Source organism: Pseudomonas sp. PS02303 (assembly GCF_029959925.1).
Taxonomy (GTDB): domain Bacteria; phylum Pseudomonadota; class Gammaproteobacteria; order Pseudomonadales; family Pseudomonadaceae; genus Aquipseudomonas; species Aquipseudomonas mandelii.
Map to the genome: position 1 here is coordinate 1 of NZ_JASCOM010000415.1, position 3,177 is coordinate 3,177.

The window sequence follows — 3,177 nt, forward strand, 5'->3', positions numbered from 1 at the left end:
GCTCGCGATAGCGGAGTGTCAGCCGACATTAATGTTGAATGTGCTGGCGCTATCGCGAGCAGGCTCGCTCCCACAGGGGACGGTGCTCAACCGTAGAAACGGGGGCGGTCAGGGAGTGTGACTTGGACGATCGCTCCGCTGTTTTGTGCTTCGATGCAGGCATCTGCTGCGACGGCAGCGGCGAAGCCATCCCATGCTGACGGGCCACCGACCTGCCCCGCTCGCACGCCATCAATGAACGCCTGCAACTCAACGTCATACGCCGCAATGAAGCGATCCTTCCAGTCCATCAAAATCGCGTTCGACAACTTCGCGCCACTGCGCAGTTGAACCTGCGAAGGCTCCGGCAGTTTGGCGATGCCGGTCTCCCCCACCACTTCGCACTGGATGTCGTAGCCGTACTGGCAGTTGACGAACACTTCGACGTCGATGCGTGTGCCCTTGGCAGTCTCCAGCAGGACGATTTGCGGGTCTTTCAAATGCGCGAGGGCCTTGCTGCTCTTGCGTGGGAACACCACTTGCACGGACACGTAATCGTCATCGAGCAACCAGCGCAGCACGTCGAGTTCGTGAATCAGCGTATCGGTGATGGCCATGTCGGTCTTGTAGTTCTCGCCCACGGTCGGGTTGCGGTGCGCGCAATGGAGCATCAGCGGTTCGCCGATCTGGCCGCTGTCGATCACCGCTTTGAGTGCGCGATAGCCTTCGTCATACGGCCGCATGAAACCGACCTGCACCAGGCGTTTGCCGTGGGCCACTTCGGCCTCGACGATGTTGCGACAGCCTTCGGCGGTGACGGCCAGGGGCTTCTCGCAGAACACTGGTTTGCCTGCCGCAATCGCCGCCAGCACAAACGCTTCGTGGCTCGGGCCCCAGGAGGTGACGAGGATCGCTTCGACTTCTGGCGCGTTGATCAGCGCCAGGCCGTCGGGGTAGACCTCGGCGGTCAGATTCAGGTCCGACACGACTTTGGCCGCTTGCTGCAAATTGATGTCGGTGACGGCGACCACCTGACTGTTGAGCAAGGTCTGGCTGCAACGACGAATGTGGTCCTGGCCGATGGCCCCGGTGCCGATGACGCCTAACTTTAATGACATGTAAGGACTCCTTATTGTTCGATTCAGGGCAATCAGTACTGACGGGCCTTGGCCAGTCGTTCATTGAGGGTCTTGGCCACCGCGTTGGTGCGGGCGCTGGTGGAGACTTGCGCCACGCCGACCCGCCACCACGACAGGTAGCCATGAATCATGGTCTTGGGCAGGACCTTGATGTCGATCAGCGTCGACACGGTCTGCAAACGCGCATCCGCCAGCGCGGCTTTCAGCTCGTCAGCGGTGTTCACTTTGTAAGTCTTGCAGCCATAGGCCGCCGCGCTCATGGCGAAATCCACCGGCACAAAACCGCCATCGAGCTTGCCGGTGTCCGGGTTGCGGAAACGGAACTCGGTGCCGAAGCTGTCCATGCCGTTGCCCATCTGCAAGTTGTTGATGCAGCCGAAGGTCATATTGTCGAGCAACACCACGTTGATCTTGCGGCGCTCCTGGATCGAGGTCGCCAGCTCCGAGTGCAGCATCATGTAAGAGCCGTCGCCGACCAGCGCATACACCTCACGCTCAGGCTCGGCGAGCTTCACGCCCAGTGCGGCGTTGACCTCGTAACCCATGCACGAATAACCGTATTCGACGTGATAGGTGTTCACGCCCTTGCTGCGCCAGCTGCGCTGCAAGTCACCGGGCAGACTGCCGGCGGCGGCGACGATCACGGCGTCATCAGCGAGGGTTTCGTTGAGCACGCCGAGCACGCGGCTCTGGGTCAGGCACGAGCCGGTCAGCTCGATGAATTCGCGCAGGACCGCCGGGTCCATGTGGTCGTTGATTTCCGGGGAGAAGTCTTGAGTCTGGTACTCGATCTGATAGAGACGATCGACCTCCTCATCCAACTGAGCCTTGGCCTGACGCGGTTGATCGCCCCAGCTGGAACGGTAATCGCCCAGTGCTTCGGCCAGCGCCAGCAAACCGGTTTTCGCATCCGCCAGCAGTTGCACGCCATCCAGTTTCAGGGCATCGCACGGGCTGATGTTGAGGTTGAGAAACTGCACGTCCGGATGCTGGAACAGGGACTTCGACGCGGTGGTGAAATCGCTGTAGCGGGTGCCGATACCGATGATCAGATCGGCGTCTTTTGCCAACAGGTTCGCCGCCAGGCACCCGGTTTCGCCAATCCCGCCGACGTTCAGCGGATGGCTGGACACCACCGCGCTCTTGCCGGCCTGGGTTTCGGCGAAGGGAATGTCGAAGCGCTCGGCAAACGCCTGTAACGCCGCGTTGGCCCCGGAGTATTTGACCCCGCCACCGCAAATGATCAGCGGTTTGCGCTTGCCTTTGAACAGCGCCAGCGCATCACCCAGCATCGCGTCGGTGGCCGGACGACGTTCGATGCGGTGCACGCGTTTTTGCAGGAAGTAATCGGGATAGTCGTAGGCCTCGCCTTGCACGTCTTGCGGCAAGGCCAGGGTCACCGCGCCGGTTTCGGCAGGGTCGGTGAGCACCCGCATGGCGTGGATCGCCGCGGTCATCAACTGCTCGGGGCGGTTGATGCGGTCCCAGTATTTGCTCACGGCCTTGAATGCATCGTTGGTGCTGATGCTCAAGTCGTGGAACTGTTCGATTTGCTGCAACACCGGGTCTGGCTGGCGGCAGGCGTAGACGTCGCCGGGCAACAGCAGCAAGGGAATGCGGTTGGCGGTGGCCGTCGCGGCGGCGGTCAGCATGTTCGCAGCGCCTGGGCCGACGGATGAGGTACAGGCGTAGATTTTGCGCCGCAGGTGTTGCTTGGCGAAACCGATGGCGGCGTGGGCCATGCCTTGTTCGTTGCGGCCTTGATGGACGATCAGGTCACCGCTGTCCTGCTCCAGGGCTTGCCCCAGGCCCAGCACGTTGCCGTGGCCGAAAATGGTAAAGATCCCGGCGATGAATTTGCTCTGGACCCCGTCGACCTCGATGTACTGGTTATCGAGGAATTTCACCAGGGCCTGGGCCATGGTCAGTCTTGTTGTGGTCATGCGGCACCTTCCTTTGAAGCTGAATCCGGTGTGTGCTGTGAAATGCGATCACTGTGGGAGCGGGGCCGCGCCCCCGTGGGGGGGGTTTTGGGGGCCTTATTTTTTTATTTGGGGCC

Annotated in this window: 2 protein-coding genes; both read right to left on the minus strand. The window is 61.3% G+C overall.

Translation table 11 applies throughout. The features are described from left to right. Positions 1-86: 86 nt before the first annotated feature. Positions 87-1,097 carry a Gfo/Idh/MocA family oxidoreductase gene (locus QMX98_RS33455; RefSeq protein WP_282412029.1) on the minus strand — a complete coding sequence of 337 codons (1,011 nt, stop codon included), beginning with the start codon at positions 1,095-1,097 and terminating at the stop codon, positions 87-89. A 32-nt stretch (positions 1,098-1,129) separates the two neighbouring features. Next, entirely contained in the window at positions 1,130-3,061 is a 1,932-nt protein-coding gene (gene iolD, locus QMX98_RS33460; protein WP_282412030.1) for a 3D-(3,5/4)-trihydroxycyclohexane-1,2-dione acylhydrolase (decyclizing), read from the minus strand. Positions 3,062-3,177: the final 116 nt, after the last annotated feature.

What these genes read in the sequence shown, in the direction of transcription:
- iolD (WP_282412030.1), bottom strand. Translation starts at nt 3,061, where the DNA reads ATGACCACAACAAGACTGACCATGGCCCAGGCCCTGGTGAAATTCCTC.
- QMX98_RS33455 (WP_282412029.1), bottom strand. Translation starts at nt 1,097, where the DNA reads ATGTCATTAAAGTTAGGCGTCATCGGCACCGGGGCCATCGGCCAGGAC.